This is a genomic window from Halothermothrix orenii H 168 (assembly GCF_000020485.1).
Classification (GTDB): domain Bacteria; phylum Bacillota; class Halanaerobiia; order Halanaerobiales; family Halothermotrichaceae; genus Halothermothrix; species Halothermothrix orenii.
The window spans coordinates 789331-805562 of sequence record NC_011899.1 but is presented as its reverse complement, the minus strand read 5'-3'; the positions used below and the strand labels follow the sequence as shown (position 1 = coordinate 805562).

The 16232-nt window shown below is 36.0% G+C and carries 19 protein-coding genes; all 19 read right to left on the bottom strand.

The features are described 5' to 3' along the window. Nucleotides 1-23: 23 nt before the first annotated feature. The 19 genes from HORE_RS03945 to ffh all read right to left on the bottom strand — a co-directional run bounded on the left by HORE_RS03945 (nucleotide 24) and on the right by ffh (nucleotide 16218). Nucleotides 24-230: a zinc ribbon domain-containing protein gene (locus tag HORE_RS03945; RefSeq protein ID WP_012635692.1), complete on the bottom strand. Its 207-nt coding sequence runs from the start codon at nucleotides 228-230 to the stop codon at nucleotides 24-26. Between the two features lie 150 nt (nucleotides 231-380). Then, nucleotides 381-1430 carry a nitrilase-related carbon-nitrogen hydrolase gene (locus HORE_RS03940; protein WP_012635691.1) on the bottom strand — a complete coding sequence of 350 codons (1050 nt, stop codon included), beginning with the start codon at nucleotides 1428-1430 and terminating at the stop codon, nucleotides 381-383. Further along, a complete protein-coding gene (locus HORE_RS03935; protein WP_167935756.1) occupies nucleotides 1430-2341 on the bottom strand; it encodes a carbon-nitrogen hydrolase family protein in 912 nt (303 codons plus the stop codon). Before HORE_RS03935 ends, HORE_RS03940 begins: the two co-directional genes overlap by 1 nt. Before the next feature lie 87 nt (nucleotides 2342-2428). Further along, entirely contained in the window at nucleotides 2429-3574 is a 1146-nt protein-coding gene (locus HORE_RS12375; protein WP_012635689.1) for a HEAT repeat domain-containing protein, read from the bottom strand. Nucleotides 3575-3734: 160 nt separating this feature from the next. Continuing rightward, nucleotides 3735-4544, bottom strand: coding sequence for a zinc transporter ZupT (gene zupT / locus HORE_RS03925; protein WP_041606345.1), 810 nt, complete (start codon nucleotides 4542-4544; stop codon nucleotides 3735-3737). A gap of 29 nt (nucleotides 4545-4573) precedes the next feature. After that, nucleotides 4574-6532 carry a sensor histidine kinase gene (locus HORE_RS12370; protein WP_012635687.1) on the bottom strand — a complete coding sequence of 653 codons (1959 nt, stop codon included), beginning with the start codon at nucleotides 6530-6532 and terminating at the stop codon, nucleotides 4574-4576. Between the two features lie 43 nt (nucleotides 6533-6575). Then, entirely contained in the window at nucleotides 6576-8102 is a 1527-nt protein-coding gene (locus HORE_RS03915; protein ID WP_012635686.1) for a YifB family Mg chelatase-like AAA ATPase, read from the bottom strand. Between the two features lie 47 nt (nucleotides 8103-8149). Continuing rightward, nucleotides 8150-8500, bottom strand: a complete 351-nt coding sequence (locus tag HORE_RS03910; protein WP_012635685.1) for a YraN family protein — start codon at nucleotides 8498-8500, stop codon at nucleotides 8150-8152. Between the two features lie 125 nt (nucleotides 8501-8625). After that, nucleotides 8626-9189 (bottom strand): hypothetical protein, encoded by a 564-nt coding sequence (locus HORE_RS03905; protein ID WP_012635684.1) that lies wholly within the window; start codon nucleotides 9187-9189, stop codon nucleotides 8626-8628. A gap of 322 nt (nucleotides 9190-9511) precedes the next feature. Further along, nucleotides 9512-9964 carry a QueT transporter family protein gene (locus tag HORE_RS03900; RefSeq protein WP_012635683.1) on the bottom strand — a complete coding sequence of 151 codons (453 nt, stop codon included), beginning with the start codon at nucleotides 9962-9964 and terminating at the stop codon, nucleotides 9512-9514. Between the two features lie 207 nt (nucleotides 9965-10171). Further along, the gene (locus HORE_RS03895; protein WP_012635682.1) at nucleotides 10172-11098 is read right to left on the bottom strand and encodes a ribonuclease HII; all 927 of its coding nucleotides are present in this window, start codon (nucleotides 11096-11098) and stop codon (nucleotides 10172-10174) included. Beyond that, nucleotides 11099-11956, bottom strand: coding sequence for a ribosome biogenesis GTPase YlqF (gene ylqF / locus HORE_RS03890; RefSeq protein WP_427852652.1), 858 nt, complete (start codon nucleotides 11954-11956; stop codon nucleotides 11099-11101). Between the two features lie 52 nt (nucleotides 11957-12008). Continuing rightward, the gene (rplS, locus tag HORE_RS03885) at nucleotides 12009-12353 is read right to left on the bottom strand and encodes a 50S ribosomal protein L19 (protein WP_041605849.1); all 345 of its coding nucleotides are present in this window, start codon (nucleotides 12351-12353) and stop codon (nucleotides 12009-12011) included. A 110-nt stretch (nucleotides 12354-12463) separates the two neighbouring features. After that, nucleotides 12464-13045, bottom strand: coding sequence for an RNA methyltransferase (locus tag HORE_RS03880; protein WP_012635679.1), 582 nt, complete (start codon nucleotides 13043-13045; stop codon nucleotides 12464-12466). Then, on the bottom strand, nucleotides 13038-13790 hold the full coding sequence (gene trmD, locus HORE_RS03875; protein ID WP_012635678.1) for a tRNA (guanosine(37)-N1)-methyltransferase TrmD: 753 nt from the start codon (nucleotides 13788-13790) through the stop codon (nucleotides 13038-13040). Before trmD ends, HORE_RS03880 begins: the two co-directional genes overlap by 8 nt. A gap of 11 nt (nucleotides 13791-13801) precedes the next feature. Next, on the bottom strand, nucleotides 13802-14314 hold the full coding sequence (rimM, locus tag HORE_RS03870; RefSeq protein ID WP_012635677.1) for a ribosome maturation factor RimM: 513 nt from the start codon (nucleotides 14312-14314) through the stop codon (nucleotides 13802-13804). 26 nt (nucleotides 14315-14340) lie between these two features. Further along, nucleotides 14341-14568 carry a KH domain-containing protein gene (locus tag HORE_RS03865; RefSeq protein ID WP_012635676.1) on the bottom strand — a complete coding sequence of 76 codons (228 nt, stop codon included), beginning with the start codon at nucleotides 14566-14568 and terminating at the stop codon, nucleotides 14341-14343. A 14-nt stretch (nucleotides 14569-14582) separates the two neighbouring features. After that, the gene (gene rpsP, locus HORE_RS03860) at nucleotides 14583-14849 is read right to left on the bottom strand and encodes a 30S ribosomal protein S16 (RefSeq protein ID WP_012635675.1); all 267 of its coding nucleotides are present in this window, start codon (nucleotides 14847-14849) and stop codon (nucleotides 14583-14585) included. A 34-nt stretch (nucleotides 14850-14883) separates the two neighbouring features. Beyond that, nucleotides 14884-16218 carry a signal recognition particle protein gene (gene ffh, locus HORE_RS03855; protein WP_012635674.1) on the bottom strand — a complete coding sequence of 445 codons (1335 nt, stop codon included), beginning with the start codon at nucleotides 16216-16218 and terminating at the stop codon, nucleotides 14884-14886. Nucleotides 16219-16232 lie beyond the last annotated feature (14 nt).

The window sequence follows — 16232 nt, the reverse complement described above, 5'->3', positions numbered from 1 at the left end:
TTCATTCATCGGGGGAATAAAAACTAATCTGTCAGAAAATCAAGGATATTTATAAGGGTTTTCGTATCTCCTTTGTAAAACTCTGTATAACGGCAGTTTGTACAGGTGATAGCTGTAAACCTTTTATTCTGGACATCAAAGATTTTAGCGAAACCACCACCGGTTGCCCTTATCTCATCTTTTTCATACTCCTGACAGCCGCATTTAGGACAGGTAAATGATTTATTCATATATTTCCTCCTTCCATCTTTTTCTCCAGGTTTTCTACTCTTATTAATCCCTATGGCAAATACTATTTTTTTATCAAGTAAATACTTTTTTAAAATGGAATTGATACAAACAGGTTATAGATTTAATCCATTAAATCTTAATATTAAAGTTTAAATGGTATAATATACTCCAGGAAAATACCTTTCCCAGAAATTTTTATTAGTATCTAATTCCGGTTCAAATTCTTCAAGGGATTTAAAGTCAAGTTCTGCCATAACAATCTCCTCAGAATCCCAGGTATCTGCTTCAGCAATGACACCAGTCTTATCGGGTGTAAGCTCAAGGGGGGCATAAATTCCAGCCTGGCCCGTTAACCTGAAACCTAAAAAATCACCTACCAGGGCACTTTTTATTCCAAAAACGGGTGTTTCCTGAACCCGGGCCCATATTCCCCGCATAGCTGTCCAGTAATTATAATCAGGATCAGGATTAGCAATAGGAATGGTAACAAGATGAGCCCCTTTCTGCCACGCAATCCTGAAGGTTTCAAAATAGGTTGCATCCATACAGATGGGGATAGCCACTTTACCAAAGTCTGTAGAAAAAACGTTAATTTTATTCCCAGGCTTAACCCCCCAGTCTGCTTCAAGGGGTAGTAAATGATTCTTTGTCTGTTCACCAATTAACGTACCATCAGGGTCAAACAGATAACTGATGTTATACAGCTTATTATCAACACCCGGTATTAAACCACTACCGGTCATAATATAAGTACCATAATATCTGGCCAGCTCAGAAAATACACTTCTGGAAATATCCTTTATGACATTACCTAAAAGGATCAGAACATCTTCTAATGTCAGGTCAATATCATTATTCTGTAACATAGTATCTATATCTACATTTTTGCCATCTGCAAAACCAGGCAAAATACCTGATAGTTGCATTAGATTGTGTTCAGGACATACAACAAATTCTGCCCCATTCTCCACAGCAGTTCCAATCATCTGATTCATCTTTTCGATAAAGTCAAAGGGGTCTTTATATAACCTGGCCCTTAATTGAAGTGCAGCAACTTTTACCCTTTTACTTTTATCCCTTTCAGGCCCTTTTTTGACCTTTTTACCCCTTTTATTTAAATATCTCCTTATTTTACGGGAAGTTGTTCCCCAGGTAATATATTTTAAATAAAAGTTAGTAATAATTGATTTAATATCCACTATCTATCACCTTTCAAACTTAACTTATCTATACCACTTAATTGATATAACCCGGGATTCAATTCCTTTCTTAATGGATATTTATATCTAATCTCTTCTAAATCACTGTAATTTAATGAAGTTATATAGATATCAAAACCTTTTATCTCAGATAGCTGTTTATTTAAGAATTTTATATATAAAGGTGGATTTAATGCATATTCTTTAGAACTGACCTTAACACCCTGTGGTGGTATTAATCCAGTCCTGTATGGTGTTACCTCACATGGTGCGTGTATTAATGAATAACCCCCCACACTCCCCTCCAGGGCAAAAAACTGATTCTGCTGAACCTGTGACCATATACCAGATATCTGCTTCCAGCAATTATTATCTTTTAAGTTATTAGTATAGATAACAATATCTACCCCTTCAAGGGCTAAAAATCTACCAACTTCAGGATACCAGCAATCAGCACCTGTAATAAATCCTATATTCCCTATTTCAGAACGATAAATATTTATTTCCTGACCACGCTGGATATGTCTTTGTTTATCGTTATTATCCAGGAAAATTTGTCTTTGTTTTAAACATATTTGTCCCCCGGGGTCAAAAAGAATAGCCGTTTTATAGTATTTATCTCCATCTACTTCAAGGTAAGTCCCCGGTGAAAAATAACATGAATTTCTTCGGGCAAAATTACTTGATAACTCCCTTATTTTTTTATTAAAATCCTTTATTTCGGTATCATCAGATAGGTTCCTCAAATTATCTGGTTTCTGGAATACTAATAAAACAAGGGAATTTTCTATGATATTCCTAGAAACATCTTTAACCCTCTCAAAAATGTTTTCTATATTTTCATATACTAAACTTTTAATTATAGCTACACCAGTGTTCATTATAAAACTGTCACCATCCCTGATTACCAATCTAAGTTTAATTTAGATTAGTCACTATTCAAACTCAAAATGAAATACCTGAAAAAACAATAATTATATTTTCAGGTATATATTAATTTATTTAACTCTTTTTTTTACTTTATTTATACTCAATTCAGGATACATCCTTTTAAATTTCCTTTCAAATACTTTTTCAATAGATTCAATTAGAAACACTATTTCCTGTTCCTTTAAAATATTAATAACTTCTTCCGGGGCTGAAGGCTCTTTAGCAATTTTTATTAAATACTCTATCCCTTCATAACCCATATCCAGTAAAGCCTGGGCTGCTGCCGCCCTGACTACACCGCTCTGATCTGTTAGCCTTTCATATAATCTGGGGGCTACCGAGGTAGCCTTCAATTCACCTAGTTTATAACAGGCCTGGCTACGAACACCCCAGTTCTCATCATCCAGACATTTTGCAATTTCTTGAATTATCTTCTTATTATTACTGAAATTAGCCAGGTTTTTTATTGCAGCAGTTTTTACATCCGGGTTATCAACCTCAAGCTGGTCTACCAGGACCCCAGTGAAGTCTTCTTCAGGAAAAGCCCCCATAATATTAATACACCATATTTTAATTGTATTATCTGATTCATATATAAATTCCTCTAATTTTCGGGCAGCTTCTGGACCGAACTTCAAGAAGGCCTTTTCCAGAAATTTCAGGGTTTTAGCATCAGAAACACAGCTTACATATTCAATTAACGTATCCACAACCTTATCTGTTTTAAGTGTAGCAAGATGGTTTATGGTTGTCTGAACAATATCAGAATTTTTTTCATATAAATATGTAACCAGATAATCGATAGCCTGAGGAGTAGCCAGCTTTGTGAAAATTGATATAGTCAATTTGACCTGGTCTATATCTGGCTCATCTTCATGAACACGGTCAAATATTTTTTTCACTTCCCGGGGATTAGAAAGGTATTTTTTAATTTTAATATACTTTCCCGATGATATATTTTCAGGACTAAGTAAGTAATCAACAACCTCCAGGGGACTATTCCCCAATTTTTTCAGGGCCTTATCTGGATTTCTTTCCAAGAGTTTGAGTATCTTTTTTGTCTGATAATTAATGTTATTAGTCCTTTTAATTAAAAATAAGGAGAAAATAATAACAAGAATAGCACCGATAATAATTAAAATCACTGTTATGTCTAATTGTACTAAATTAATTTTATTAAGATAAAAATTTATTTTATATAATATTTCCTCCATACTTAACCCGCTCCTTATCGTTTATAATTACTAATTTCAGCAAAAAAACAAATAATCCTGCATTTTAGAGAAAAAAGTACTAAAAAGTAAACAAAAAAGGTTTTCTCCACAGTCATGGAAAAAACCCAGATATTTATAACATTTGTATTTATAAAATTTTTTATAATAACAGTAAACTTATGGCCATTACAGCCATACCTGCTATGAAGCTGTATATCTCCTGATGACCCTGACCATACCTTCTTGAAGCTGGAAGAAGTTCATCTATTGAAATAAATACCATTATTCCCGCAACCAGTCCGAAAATAATACCAAGGACAGTATCAGATAAAAATATTTTAAAAAAAGCATAACCTATTAAAGCTCCTAAAGGTTCTGATAACCCTGACATGAATGAGTATATAAAAGCTTTCTTTTTGTTACCAGTAGCATAATAAATGGGGACTGATACCGAAACACCTTCCGGAATATTATGTATTGCAATAGCAACAGCAATAGACACCCCGACCGTAAGGTCTGACAATGATGAGGCAAAGGTTGCTATACCCTCCGGAAAGTTATGTATTGATATAGCCACGGCAGAAAGAAGCCCCATTTTCTTTAATGAAAAATCATTATTAACATTTTCTTTTTTTATATTTATAAGTTCTCTTTCTTTTCTAACCTGATGTGGGTTCTCATGTTCGGGCACCATATTGTCAATAATGGCAATTATTAATATCCCTGTAAAAAAAGATAAAACCGCTAATATCTGGCCCGTTTTACTACCATGGACCTTTATTAAAGTTTCCAGGGCTCCATTAAACAATTCTACAAAAGAAACATAAACCATAACTCCGGCTGAAAAACCCAGAGATATCGAAAGAAATTTAGTATTAGTTCTCCGGGCGAAGAGGGCCAGAGCACTCCCGATTCCAGTTGATAGACCAGCAAATAGTGTAATTATAAAGGCAGGTATTACGTTTTCTATTATAATCACCTTCTTTATTTTATGTTAGATTATAACTCATAAATATCAGAGAATTCCAGATTAATTCTGTCTATTAACTCTTTGGATTTTTTTCTGGTATTTTCGCATAGGTTATTTGATACCTGAAAAACAGGAAGTTTAATAATAAAAGTACTACCTTTACCGGGTTTGCTTTCTATACTTATACTACCACCATGTAATTCTACCAGTGATTTTGTTAATGACAAACCAAGACCCGAACCTTCATTATTCCTTCTGAAAGACTTATCAACCTGGCGAAAACGTTTAAAAATATAGTCTTGCATCTCTTCAGGTATTCCAATACCGGTATCCTTAACAATTATATTAAGTGATTGTCCCCGGTCCTTTATTTCTACAGTTATTTTATCACCTTCTCCGGTAAATTTGATAGCATTTGAGAGAAGATTATATAAAATTCGTTCTATATCAAATGGATCACAGGCTATAATCTTCTCATTAACATTTGTATTAAACACTATTTTCCGTGTTTTATTATTAATATGTCCTTTTACTGAATTAACGGCGGATTTTACTATTTTGACAATATCACAGTTACATATATTTAATTGATAGGAATTAGCGTCTATTTTTGTAATATCCAACAAATTAGTAATTAATCTTAAGAGTCGATAACTATTATGAGTAATAGTTTTTAAATAACTTTTAATTTTATCTTTCTTCAGTGGATTTTTATCTAAAGACCATTCAATCAAATGCAGGGCTGAAAAAATTACATTTAAGGGTGTTTTAAATTCATGGGACAGGTTGGCAAAAAACTCAGTACGTAGTTTATTATACTCCAGCTCTTCTTCAAGCAATTTTTTATCCGTAATATCAAGCCCGGAACTTAACACTCCCCTGATCTGCCCCCGCTCATCTTTTAAAACAGTGTTTTTCCATAAAATTGTACGCCTGGTATTGTCTCTGGTAACTACCTGATGTTCAAAATTGTTTCCGTTATTGCATCCACATGTAACTATATTTTCCAGTGTTTTTCTTACTCTCTCTCGGTCATCTTTATAAACAAAATTAGTTACCCATTCCTTTCCAATAATTTCTTCTTCCTGATAACCCAGGACCTCACAACCTTTTTTATTGATCAGGGTTATCTTTCCCTCTTTATCGATAAAAATAAAGATAGCCTCAGTAATATCGAGTATTTTATTTTTTTCATTTTTTAGTTTTTTATTAGCCTGATTTAACTTATAAAAAAGGGTCTCAAAGGGTTTCTTTAAACTGGTAACAGAAACAGACTTATATATGAGATAAAAGGAAACAAGTTTAAACAAATGGCCCAGGATATTTCTAAACCCGTATGGATTAAGATATGATGCCAGTAATAACTCTGACATAAAAGTGAAAACCAGTGACAAAAAGAGTAGTCTGTATACACTTGAACTAAACCAGGAAGAACTTTTTTTAAGTACAATTATAGATAAAAGTAAAATAAATGAAATTGCATATTCTGTAATAACTTTAAAGTTAGTTAGAGAATTATTATGGTAACATAACGGAAATAATTCATAAAATAATAATACCAGAAATAGAACTGATATAAAAATATATCTAATAAAAAATCTATACTTTTTAAAATTATTAGTATTACTATTAACAAAAGCAAAAGAAACCAGTAAAGATATACTTTCAATCAATCTGGCAACAATCCAGAATTGTATACATAAATTAATATCATATTCTGGAAATATTCCCAACCCCTGACAGCTTGTCATATGTAACAGGTCAAAGAAGGCGACAAAACCATAGGCAAGACCAAGAAATTTAAAATAATTATTTTCACCTATTTCAGTAGTGGCAAAAGCAATTATAAATACATTGGAAGCTGTAATTATGGTTAAAAGTTCAACTACACTGTGAAAAAAGATATAGTTATAAAAACTTGCCAGGAAAAGTATGATAAAAAGTAGTATAAAGGGCAGATCTCCTACATAAAATTTACTTTTAATCATAAAAACCCCCTCCGGTGCAAAAAATACAGCTTCTCTAAAACAATTAATATAATTTACGGTCAAGAGTTCTGTACTGGATTGCTTCTGCAATATGTTCCCTTTTTATATCGATACTACCGGATAAATCAGCAATGGTCCTGGAAAGTTTTAGGATCCGATCATAACCCCGGGCACTTAATCCCAGAGAATCTATGGCTTTATTTAATAAATCCCTCCCTGTACTGCCAATGTGGCAGTATTTTTTTAAATGTTTACCCTTTAATTGAGAATTAAGACTAAATGATTCCTGTTTATACCTTTCAATTTGGATTTTATAGGCACTATTTACCCTCTCTCTAATCCGGGCCGATGGCTCACCTTTACTTTCACCTGTAATTTCATCAACACTCAGGTTGGGAACCTCTACATGAATATCTATTCTATCCATCAAAGGACCGGACACTTTGGAACGATACCGGTTTATCTGTGGAGTTGTACACCGGCATTCATGCCGGGTATCACCATAATATCCACACGGACAGGGGTTCATGGCAGCTACAAGCATAAATCGAGCCGGAAAAGTAGCACTCATACTTGACCTGACTATAGTAACCTTGCCTTCTTCCAGGGGTTGTCTTAATACTTCCAGTACATCCCTCCTGTATTCTGCCAGTTCATCCAGAAACAAGACCCCATGGTGGGCAAGACTTACTTCACCGGGTTCCGGTATCCTTCCCCCACCAATCAACCCCGCTGTTGATATACTGTGATGGGGTGACCGAAAGGGTCTTCTTGATATTAGTCCATATTTATTACTATTAAGCCCCTGAACACTGTATATCTTGGTTAATTCCAGGGCACTTTTTTTATCTAAAGGAGGCAAAATAGTTGTTATTCTCCTGGCAATCATTGACTTCCCGGTACCGGGTGGCCCGATCATGAGAACATTATGACCACCGGCTGCTGCAATCTCCAGGGCCCGTTTTGCTTCCTGCTGACCTTTCACCTCACTGAAATCTATATTATATTGTTTTTCAAATTTCCTTTCATTCTTTTTATTAATGGTTAAATTCGGTTTGTGGCCTGTTTTAAAATAATTAATAACATCCTGCAGGTTATAGACCCCGATAACCTTAAGACCACCAATCAAAGAGGCTTCTGGTACATTGGAAGCCGGAACTATAACCCCTTTTAATCCTTCTTCCCTGGCCTTTACTACCATTGGCAGGACACCGTTTACAGGTCTGACCTTACCGGTGAGTGATAATTCACCGATAACCATATATTCTTCTAGACTGGTTTGTGGTACTATTTGAATAGCAGCCAAAATTCCCAGGGCAATAGGTAAATCAAAGTGGGGCCCACCCTTTTTTAAAGCAGCAGGAGCCAGATTAATAATAATTTTTTTGATAGGAAATTCATAACCAGAATTCTTTATTCCGGCCCTGACCCTCTCCCGTGACTCCCTCACAGCTGTATCCGGAAGACCAACTATATCAAAAGAAGGAAGCCCCCTTGATAGATCTACCTCGACCCTGACCTTTACTCCGTTAATACCTTTAAGTGAAGCACTTATAACTTTAGCTAACATTAACTTCTCCCTTCTACCTATCCCTTTCTCCTTTTTAAGAAAATAAACTAGAAGGCGTTTTTAATATGTTTTAAAAAACCCCTGTTATTTTTAACAATAATAGATATAACATCAAACCTTATCTGGTACTTATTTATCATATTACTTTTTAAATAATGCCTGGCTACCTTTCTTATTTTTTTCTGCTTATCAAAATTAACTGCACAGGCTGGAACACCGTATGCAATACTTCGCCTTGTCTTGACCTCTACAAAAACGAGAAAATTATTATCAATAGCAATAATATCTATTTCTCCGATCAGGCAACGGTAATTTGTTTTAATAACTTGATAACCTTTAGATTTTAGATACCTTACTGCTTTCTTTTCTCCCCAGTCCCCAAGTTCCCTGTTTTGCAAAATATTTACCCCACATTCTTTCCATTTACTTCTATATTCGCCATTAGTTGGCCTATTCCTGCATTTCTTCTTATAAATTTTACTTATTTTTACCTTTAAATTTAAAATCAATTATTTTATTTTTTCTAACTTACATTATTCAGCCATTTTTCTATTCTCTCCCGATGGGTCTTTATTTTAAGATTAAAAACAGGTATTCCGTAATAACTGGCTATAGAAATCACCTGACCGGTTCCACCGGTTTTTTCAGTCCTCTGTGTATCTGATAAACAGCCGTCTTCTGTCCAGCATAAAACAAAACTACTTTTTGTTTTTAAATCTTTTCCCAGAACCTGATAAGTATCCCTTATAAAAAGTTTTTTTGACCTGTCATCAAGTCTATCAAAGGCAGGATGATATTTCCGGGCGACAAAGATAGCTGTATTATAGTTTTTAAGTTCAGGTGTAACAATATATCCCTCCCCATTTTTATTTCTAAACCCCTTCCAGGGTAGATAAACTTCCATTTTACCACCGACATCTATTACTCCATATTCAAAGGCGTCATCTGCCCCGGGCGAGCCACCACTCCTTAATATATAACCTTTTTTTGCTAGTTGAGTTGATACCTGATACATCAGGTCCTTTATATCCTGTGGTGTTTTTCTACTACCTATTCCGGCATAATATCTTAAAGTACCTCTTTCCATGTAAACCACTCCCTGTACATACATTTGTTCGTATTATTTTATCATATTATCCATATTTTTTAAAGTTATAGTAGTACATTTTCTTTATAGAAAATTCTTAATTATAATAAAATACTAATGTTGAAAACTACTTTATATTCAAATACCAATGATTTCTTAAATCTGTTTATCAAGATTTTAAGGCTCAAAATGAACAAATTACCCTTCGACCATAATCATTTAAAAAAGTGAATCTCTTTATACTGGAAATCATATTTAAAAAACACCTGTGAATAAAATCTGGATATTAAAAAACCCCCTGTAAAGGGGGAGTTTATGGTCATTAAATCCTCTTTTTCTTTTTCAAATACTGAATAAGGGGATATCCAAGGAGGAAGACAACTACAGCCTCACTCAATGATATTGTTATAACATTTAACCAGTAAGGAAGTTCAAAAAAAATGTGAAGATAAATACTTATCAAGAATCCATTGAAAACAATGGGACTTAAATAGGCTAAGATACTATCACGGAAATAATAGGTAAAATAGGCTGCAATCAAGGTTACCAGGCTGCCACCTATAATATCAACCAGACCCAGCCCTCCAATTATATTTGAAACTAAGACCCCGATAAAAAGGGCCGGTATGGCTTCTGGGTAAATAATCGGTAATACAGTCAGGGCCTCAGCAGCGCGAAATTGAACCGGACCAAAACTAACAGATTGGAGAAAAAATGTAACAACTATATATAAGGCACTAATTATTGCTCCACGGGCTATCATTTTTGCTTTCATATTATAACCCCCTTATTTTAGTATATCAATACTGAATATATTTTAGTATCCAGTGTGTTTTTTATTTTTATTCACTGTAACATATAAAATTAATATAATAATACATGTAGTTATAATAACTATAGTAAAGTTTCTGTGCCTTAATATTAATTAATGATAATATATGCCCGGGTGAAAAACATATAGTCAACTTTTAAATAATAATATTTATTTAATCTCCCGGTATCTGTTCCGGTAAATATTTCTCAAATAATCAAGTTCTCTGTCACTAATACCTGTTAGCCTGTCTATATCTTTTCCTATTTGAATAAGTTCATCTTCTGAAGTAGCTTTACGTAGTCTTTCCTTATATGTTAACAGGCAGTATTCCCGTACCAGGGAAAATGAATAGCGATGAATAGGGGATGGTCCGTATGCTTTTAGGGCCTCAATATGTTCCCGGGTACCGTAACCCTTATTATTAATAAATCCATACTCAGGGTATTTTTTATGTAATTTGTCCAGGATCCTGTCCCGTGTCACTTTGGCAATAATTGAAGCCGCTGCAATAACATTAACCTTATTATCACCATCAATAACTGCCTGTTGTTTAATATTCAGTTCCGATAGTTTATTTTTTCCATCAATTAATATATAATCAACAGGACATGAAAGGCTATCAAGGGCCTTTTTCATAGCCTTCAGGCTTGCATTAAGGATATTTAATTTATCTATATCCTTATTATCGACAATACCAACCCCGATTGAAAGAGCTCTATCGTATATCTCTTCAAACAGAGTTTCCCTCTCTTTTGCAGTTAGTTTTTTAGAATCATCGAGTCCTAAAACTTTGGTTTCCGGTTTAAAAACAACTGCTGCGGCCACTACAGGACCAGCCAGAGGCCCACGACCGGCCTCATCAACCCCGGCAATAAAGTGGAAACCTTCTTTAAAAAGGTTGTTCTGAAGACTGTTCATTTCTTCCCAGCGCCTTTTTATCTCCTGTTCTTTTTCCCTAATTCTTTTATAGCGGGTAGCCAGCTTTTTTACACCTTTTCGGGGATCTTCTTCAAGCTTTTTAATTATGTTATCATCAACCTTAACCTTTTTGAGGTATAAATCAATTTCCTTAATTGTTAACTCACTAAAATCCACCTATATCAACTCCGGTTTTTCAAGGGTAATTCGACCCATCTTACCACGTCTGAAATCATTTAAAATAATCTCACTGGTTTTGTGTCTATCAATCTTACCGCCACTCATGTAACAACCACGCTGCTTCCCAATCAATTCAACAATGTCATAGGGGTGTAATCCTTCATAAATTCCTATATTATAAGTCTTTTCCAGTATTTCAGAATCTATATCCATAAGGTAACAAACAAGCTTATATGCTGCTGTTTCTTTATCATAGTTATTTTCATCAATAGCCCCGGTAATAGCGAGTTTATGACCTGTCTCTTCATCTTCAATTTTTGGCCACAGTATACCGGGAGTATCAAGTAACTGAACACCCTTCCCGAGTTTCAACCATTGTTTTCCCCGGGTTACCCCTGGCCTGTTACCGGTTTTAACCCGGTTAGAACCGGCCAGAATATTAAGAAAGGCAGATTTACCAACATTGGGTATTCCAATTACCATTATTCTTACCGGTCTCTGCTGTCTCCCTTTTTCTTCAAGAACTTTATTAATCCTCTCCCCTTCATTTCTCAGAAGCCTCTTTAATTCTCCAATACCCTCACCGGTGATAGAATTAACCCCCATCACCGGGTAACTTCTCCGGAAATAGTCAAGCCAGGTTGAGGTCAAATCAGGATGAGCCAGGTCAATTTTATTTAATACTATGACCCGCTTTTTGTTATCCAGTATAGAATCAATATCGGGATTTTTACTGCTGGCCGGAATTCTGGCATCAAGTACTTCTACCACAATATCAACCAGTTTTAGATTTTCTATTAATACCTTTCTGGCCCTGGCCATATGACTGGGATACCATTGAACCAATTTGACCACTCCTGTTTGATAAAATAAAAGGGGGTCAGGAAAAACTCCCCACCCCTTAAACTTAATCTCTTTTTTCTTTTATCCTGGCAGCCTTTCCTTTTCTTTCTCTCAGGTAATAAAGTTTGGCCCGATTCACGTCACCACGACGGACAACTTCAAAGCTTGCTATTTTAGGAGAGTGGACAGGTAAAGTCCTTTCAACTCCAACTCCATTGGAAACCTTACGAACAGTAAATGTTTCCCGGACACCGCCTCCCTGCCGTTTGATGACAACACCTTCAAAAGGCTGCAAACGTTCTTTACCACCTTCAACTACCTTAATCATCAAACGAACAGTATCTCCGGGCCAGAATTCAGGAATATCGTCCCTCATCTGCTCCTTCTCAATCTCACGGATAATATTCATATCTTTACCTCCTTTCCTGCCAGTGTTCATATACCTTCTCCGGTATAGAGGAACACCCGGAATTACACAAATGGTATTATATCATATTAATATTAAAAAGACAATAGATTTTATTCCCACCAGGGATCACATAAAAGTCTATCAAGTATAATAGAGGCTGCACTTCTAACGGACAGGTGATTAAATTCACCACGTCCATAAATAGGTTCTAAAATATAGTCACATTTGTTTATAGTCTCTTCAGTCAAACCCCATCCTGTGCCGAAAATTATTAAGTAAGGGTCAGGTGAATTAAAAATAACTTCCCTCATTTTTTTATAAGAAATAGAATTGGAGAATTGTCTGGCATCAGTAGCTATAAGTTTAGGCCTGACTCCGGTCTCTTCCTTGATTTCATCTATTACTGCATCAAGTGTTTCGGCCAGTTGTAAAACAGAAAAGGCTTCATGGCGATTTGGTATATATTCTTTTCCGTAGTCACTGGTCCAGTATCTTCTCATTTTCTCTATTAACTCTCGCTGCGATTTCAGTGGATTAATAACATAATATTTTGTTATATCATAGGTCTTTCCGGCCCTCGCAATGTCATGAACATCGAGGTTTGTTATAGTCGTTGTTATAACCTTTTTTTGTTTATTATAGATTGGATAGTGAAGAAGTCCCAGATATATCTTGGGGTGATCTTTAGTCATTGTATTCACCTTCTATTTCTGCCTTTGCTTCTTCAAGTAACTCTTCTTCCTCCGGAGTAAGTTTTTTATTTTTAAGAAGATCAGGCCTTCTAATCAGGGTTCTTTTTAAAGCCTGCTTTTTACGCCATTTTTCAATCAGGCCATGGTTCCCACTTAACAAAACATCAGGAACCTTTAAGTTTTGATAAACCCGGGGACGGGTATAATGGGGGTAATCCAGAATACCATTGTAAAAAGAATCCTCTACTTTGGAGCGTTCATCACCGAGAACCCCCGGTATCATCCTGGAAACTGCATCAACAAGGACAATAGCCCCAATTTCACCCCCGGTAACCACATAATCTCCAATAGAAATCTCCAGAGGAGAAAAAATCTGGCGTACCCTTTCATCAACACCTTCATAATGACCACATATTAATATGAGGCCATCATGTTTGCTCAATGATTTAACCAGATTCTGATCAAGGGTTTTACCCTGGGGGCTAAGTAAGACAACAGGGTATTCCCCTTTTCGCTTACTTCTCACATCAGTCAAAGCCCGATAAATCGGTTCTACCTTCATTACCATACCGGCCCCACCCCCATAGGGGTAATCATCGGCCGTGTTGTGCTTATCAGTGGTATAATCCCTAATATCTATCAAATTGATATCAATTAAACCCCTGTCCCGGGCTTTACCAATAATACTATTGTTAAAAGGGCCGTCAAACATCTCTGGAAATAAAGTTAAAATATCAAAATTCATGACTGGCCCCCCTACAAATCCAGTAACCCTGGAATGGGCTTAATAATTATCTTCTCTTCATCCGGGTTAATATTGACTACTATTTCCCGGGCAGCTGGAACCATATAATCTTTTTTATCACCTTTTACTTTAATGATATCGGTTCCCCCGGTAGTAATAATATCAACAACTTTACCCAGAAAAATACCTTCATCTGTATAAACTTCAAATCCCAGTAATTCAAAGATAAAGTAATGTCCTTCAGGAAGATCCAGAGTTTCTTCCCGTGGTATTTTTATGAAGTAATCTTTATATGCAAGGGCGGCCCCAATATCATCAATACCCTCAAATTTAATAATTACAAATTTTTTGTGAAACCTAATTTGTTCAACTCTCTTTTCAATAACCCGGTTATCACGGACCAGAAATACCTGTTCCAGTAATTCAAATCTTTCAGGATAATCAGTAAGGGGTAAGACCCTTACCTCCCCTTTATTACCCTGATGGGTTGTGACCTTACCTATAGTAATCATTTTATCGTTCACGGGGCCTCACCATCTCATTCTCTGGTTTATTGAATATCGACAATTACTTTTTTACCTTCCTTGGTGGCAGCAGCCTTGACAACAGTCCTGATAGCCCGGGCAATCCGGCCCTGTTTTCCAATAACTTTACCCATATCGTCTTCAGCAACTGACAGTTCAAGTATTATTGATTTTTCACCTTCTACCTGATTTACCCTGACCATCTCAGGATTATCAACTATAGCCTTTGCAATTGTTTCAACCAGTTCCTTCATTTGTTAATCCTCCTTTACTGTTGCTGTTCTCTAAATTTAGCCAAAACACCGGTCTTTTTCAATAAGCTACGGACGGTGTTGGAAGGCTGAGCACCATTTTTCAGCCACTTGATGGCCTTTTCTTCATCAACTTTAACGGTGGCCGGTTCTGTAGTCGGATTGTAATAACCAATCTCTTCAACAAAACGACCATCACGTGGTTTTCTGGAATCAGCAACTACCAGTCGATAATGGGCATTTCTTTTACTACCCATCCTTCTTAATCTAATCTTTACTGCCATTTTTATTTCACCTCCTTTCTTTCAAAAAATTAACTTAACCCATAAAGGGGAATCTCATCTTTTTTCGCCCACTTTTCTGCATTCCATTAAGCTGTTTCATCATCTTTTTAGTCTGTTTAAACTGCTTCAGTAACCTGTTTACATCCTGTATTTTTGTGCCACTACCTCTGGCTATTCGTCTTCTCCGACTGCCATTAATAATTTCAGGATTTTTTCTTTCCTCTATAGTCATTGAATTTATTATGGCTTCAATTCTATCAAGCTGTTTTTCGTCAACCTGCAGATTTTTAAGTTGGCCGCTAACCCCGGGAATCATTCCTAAAATCTGGTCAAGGGGGCCCATGTTCCTTACCTGCTGGAGCTGTTCCAGGAAATCTTCAAGACTAAATTCATTCTGCCTGATTTTTTTCTCCAGTTCTTCAGCTTTTTTGGCATCAATACTGGCCTCTGCTTTTTCAATTAAGCTGAGGACATCCCCCATTCCCAGAATCCGGGAGGACATCCTGTCCGGGTGAAAGGATTCAAGAGCATCCAGTTTTTCACCCATACCAACAAATTTAATAGGTTTACCGGTCACCGCTTTAATAGACAGGGCAGCCCCACCCCGGGCATCCCCATCCAGTTTTGTCAAAATAATGCCGTCAATACCAAGAGATTCACTAAAATTCTCGGCAACATTAACTGCATCCTGTCCTGTCATGGCATCAACAACCAGTAATATTTCATGGGGTCGAACATTACTTTTTATAGATTTAAGTTCGTCCATCATCTCTTCATCGATATGGAGTCTTCCGGCTGTATCAATAATAACCACATCATTACCATTACTTTCAGCTTTACTGATACCGGCTTTAGAAATATCTACCGGACTATTTTTATCCCCCATACTGAAGACAGGAATATCAAGCCTGTCACCTAGTACCTGAAGCTGCTTTATTGCAGCCGGCCTGTATATATCTCCCGCAACCAGAAGGGGTTTTTTACCCTTTTTCTTTAAAAAGCGGGCCAGTTTAGCAGCACTGGTAGTCTTACCGGCCCCCTGTAATCCAACCAGCATAATAATAGTTGGTGGCTTGGACGATATAGAGAGGTCACTTTTATTACCACCCATTAATTCTGTTAATTCATCATTTACTATTTTAATAACCTGCTGGCCTGGTGTTAAACTTTCCATTACTTCGTGCCCGACTGCCCTTTCCTGAACCCTTTTTATAAATTGTTTCACAACTTTATAATTAACATCTGCTTCAAGCAGAGCCAGTTTTACTTCTTTCAGGGCACTTTTAACATCTTTTCCACTTAATTTCCCTTTATTCCTCAGTTTTTTCAGGGTTGCCTGAAGTTTGCTGGCCAGACCTTCAAAAATCATTAAATTTTCCTCCC

Coding starts and splice junctions, on each gene's coding strand:
- HORE_RS03945 (WP_012635692.1), bottom strand. CDS start 230: ATGAATAAATCATTTACCTGTCCTAAATGCGGCTGTCAGGAGTATGAA.
- HORE_RS12375 (WP_012635689.1), bottom strand. CDS start 3,574: ATGGAGGAAATATTATATAAAATAAATTTTTATCTTAATAAAATTAAT.
- HORE_RS12370 (WP_012635687.1), bottom strand. CDS start 6,532: ATGATTAAAAGTAAATTTTATGTAGGAGATCTGCCCTTTATACTACTT.
- HORE_RS03915 (WP_012635686.1), bottom strand. CDS start 8,102: ATGTTAGCTAAAGTTATAAGTGCTTCACTTAAAGGTATTAACGGAGTA.
- HORE_RS03905 (WP_012635684.1), bottom strand. CDS start 9,189: ATGGAAAGAGGTACTTTAAGATATTATGCCGGAATAGGTAGTAGAAAA.
- HORE_RS03900 (WP_012635683.1), bottom strand. CDS start 9,964: ATGAAAGCAAAAATGATAGCCCGTGGAGCAATAATTAGTGCCTTATAT.
- rplS (WP_041605849.1), bottom strand. CDS start 12,353: ATGAATATTATCCGTGAGATTGAGAAGGAGCAGATGAGGGACGATATT.
- HORE_RS03880 (WP_012635679.1), bottom strand. CDS start 13,045: ATGACTAAAGATCACCCCAAGATATATCTGGGACTTCTTCACTATCCA.
- trmD (WP_012635678.1), bottom strand. CDS start 13,790: ATGAATTTTGATATTTTAACTTTATTTCCAGAGATGTTTGACGGCCCT.
- HORE_RS03865 (WP_012635676.1), bottom strand. CDS start 14,568: ATGAAGGAACTGGTTGAAACAATTGCAAAGGCTATAGTTGATAATCCT.
- rpsP (WP_012635675.1), bottom strand. CDS start 14,849: ATGGCAGTAAAGATTAGATTAAGAAGGATGGGTAGTAAAAGAAATGCC.
- ffh (WP_012635674.1), bottom strand. CDS start 16,218: ATGATTTTTGAAGGTCTGGCCAGCAAACTTCAGGCAACCCTGAAAAAA.